Annotated in this window: 2 protein-coding genes and 1 pseudogene; 1 reads left to right on the top strand and 2 read right to left on the bottom strand. The window is 62.0% G+C overall.

Features of this window, described 5'->3' with window-relative positions; all coding sequences use genetic code 11:
• A pseudogene (locus HX846_RS39520) lies at positions 1-157 on the bottom strand (peroxidase); the annotation flags it as partial.
• Positions 158-486: 329 nt separating this feature from the next.
• Here HX846_RS39520 and HX846_RS12400 point away from each other — a divergent pair.
• Complete coding sequence (locus tag HX846_RS12400; RefSeq protein ID WP_178965468.1) at positions 487-2,226, top strand: dipeptidase; 1,740 nt, start codon at positions 487-489, stop codon at positions 2,224-2,226.
• Positions 2,227-2,260: 34 nt separating this feature from the next.
• Here the strand turns inward: HX846_RS12400 and HX846_RS12405 are convergent.
• A partial coding sequence (locus tag HX846_RS12405; RefSeq protein ID WP_178965469.1) for an ATP-binding cassette domain-containing protein occupies positions 2,261-2,637 on the bottom strand: 377 nt, incomplete at its 5' end.

Consider the following 2,637-nt stretch of genomic DNA (forward strand, 5'->3'; position numbering starts at 1 on the left):
CCGAGCGCACCAGGCCGGCGATATCGGCGCACCAGCTGCGCACCGCCTCAGCCGAGTCACTGCCAGGCGCCAGGGTCGCGACCATGAAAATGGCGCTGCTGGTGATCGGGCTGCAGACGGATTGGGGTTCAAGGTTTTGATCGGATGGCGATGTCATTGAGAGGTCCACGGGTGGCGGTCGAGATTCAACGAGCGCAGATTAGCAGACCACCAAACCCTGTGGGAGCTGTCGAGCTTTAGCGAGGCTGCGAAGGCGGCAGCAGTGTCAACATTGATGCTGCCTGACCCACCGCTATCGCAGCCTCGCTAAAGCTCGACAGCTCCCACACTGGATTTTCGTTTATGCGCCACTTGTACATTTCCTCCGGACAAACCCCACAACAGGGACTCCCCTCCGACGGCCTCCCGATGGTAGTGTGTGAAATTGTTTCTGACCTTCTGATCAGACATTTCTCACTCACTCCCTGCAAAGGAATGCCCTCAGCAATGGATTTTTCCCTCAAGCAACTGGCCGTAGCCACCCTGATGGCCGCCAGCCTTTCGGTGTTCACCACCCAAGCTCAAGCCAACCTCACCCCACAACAGAACGCCGTCATCCTGAAGACCTTCAGCGATGCCTCGGTCAAGGATTTCCGGCAGTTCCTCGCCAGCCTGGCCAAGAGTGACGTGGCCAAGAGCGACAACCTCGGCCCGGCCATCAGTGCCTTTCTCGACAACAAGGACCTGAGCGCCGACCAGCAGAATGAAATCCATCGCCTGCTGGGCCTGTATGCGCGGGTGAAGTACGGCGCCGCCGCCACTGAAACCCTGCGTGAGCTGGTGGAGATCCCGACCTTCCAGGTCGCCGGCGTGGCCCAGCACGACAATTCCGAGTTCATCAAGATCGCCGCCAAGATCAAGAGCCTGGCCGAGTCGTTCAACCTGAACTTCCGCAACATCGACAACCGCGTCTACGAGATTTCCCTGGAAGGCAGCGGCGATGAAGTGGTCGGCATCCACGCTCACGCGGACGTGGTACCGGTAACCCCGGAAAACTGGGTGCTCAAGGACGGCACCAAGCTCGACCCATTCAAGGTCACGCTGATCGGCGACCGGATGTATGGTCGCGGCACCGAGGATGACAAGAACGGCATCGTGGTGGCGATGTACGCGATGAAGGTGATCAAGGAAGAGAAGCTGCCGCTGGCGCGCAATTTCAAGCTGCTGGTGGACACCACCGAGGAAACCTCCGGCGACGCGATCCCGTACTACTTCGAGCACAACCCAACGCCCAACTACAACCTGGCGCTGGACGGCGGCTACCCGGTGGTGATCGCCGAGAAAGGCTACGGCACGGTCATGGCCAAGTTCCCCAAGCGCAAGGCTGAAGGCAAAGGCGCAGAAATCATCTCGATGACCGGCGGCAAGGCCACCAACCAGATTCCGTCGGCGTCGGTGGTGACATTGCTCAGCGACAAGCCTGCCGAACTGGCCGCCAGCCTGCAAAAGGCCGGCAGCGAGTACGCCAAGCGCAATGGCGGCGACTTTGAAGTGGCGGCCAAGGTCGTCGGCAAGGACGTTCAGTTGACCGTCACTGGCGTGTCCGCCCACTCCTCCGAACCGGAATCCGGGGTGAACCCGGTAGCCAGGGTCCTCGACTTCCTCAACAGCCTCGACGGCAAGGTCGCGCTCAAGCACAACCAGTTCACCGACGCCGCGCACTACGCCGCCAACAACTGGGGCCTGGATTACCTGGGTGCCAAGCTGGGCGTGGGCTTCTCCGATGCGTTCATGGGCCCGCTGACCACCTCGCTGACCTATGTGGGCGAAGATGACACTACCTTCAAGCTGGCGGTCAACCTGCGGGTGCCAAAGGGCAAGTCACCGGAAGCGCTCAAGGCCGAAATCGCCGACAAGCTCAGCGCCTGGACCAAGAAAAACCACGTGGCTGTGACCTTCGATTACTCGATCGCCGAGCCGATGTACCGCAACCCTGAGGGCGAGTGGGTCAAGGCGCTGTTGGCGGTGGCCAGCGAGAACCTGGGCATGGAGCACAAGTACGGTACTTCTGCCGGCGCTACCTCGGTGCATGAGTTGCCCAACGGCGTGCAATTCGGCCTGGCACGGCCGGAGGTCAAGTACACCGGCCATACCGACAACGAGTTCAAGACCGTCGACCAGTTCCTGCTGGACCTGCAGATCGTCACCGAAATGATGGGCCGCATCGGGCAACTGCCGAAGCTCTGACCTGCCCTTCGGACCCGCCGTCCTGGCGGGTCCACTAAGCGATACGCCAGCCTTTCGACGCCCGCCGCTGCGCGAGGAACCGGGCATAGCGCCCTTGTCTTGCGGTCAATTGCTCAGGCGTGCCCTGCTCCACGATCCGGCCTTCATCGAGCACCACGATCTGGTCGGCCATCACCACCGTCGACAACTGATGCGCGATCACGATCAGCGTGCATGTGCCGCGCAAGCGTGCCAGGGTTTCGGCGATGACCGCCTGGTTCTCGGCGTCCAGTGCTGCCGTGGCTTCGTCCACCAGCAGGATCGGCGCGCCCTTGATCAACGCCCGGGCGATCGCGACACGCTGGCGCTCGCCACCGGACAGGCGTGCCCCGCCCTCACCCACCGTGGTCGACAGGCCCATGGGCAGGCGCT

Source organism: Pseudomonas sp. K5002, from assembly GCF_013386655.1.
In the GTDB taxonomy this organism is placed as follows: domain Bacteria; phylum Pseudomonadota; class Gammaproteobacteria; order Pseudomonadales; family Pseudomonadaceae; genus Aquipseudomonas.

Bases quoted from the DNA above. Each gene is read 5' to 3' on its own strand.
- HX846_RS12400 (WP_178965468.1), top strand. From the start codon at position 487: ATGGATTTTTCCCTCAAGCAACTGGCCGTAGCCACCCTGATGGCCGCC.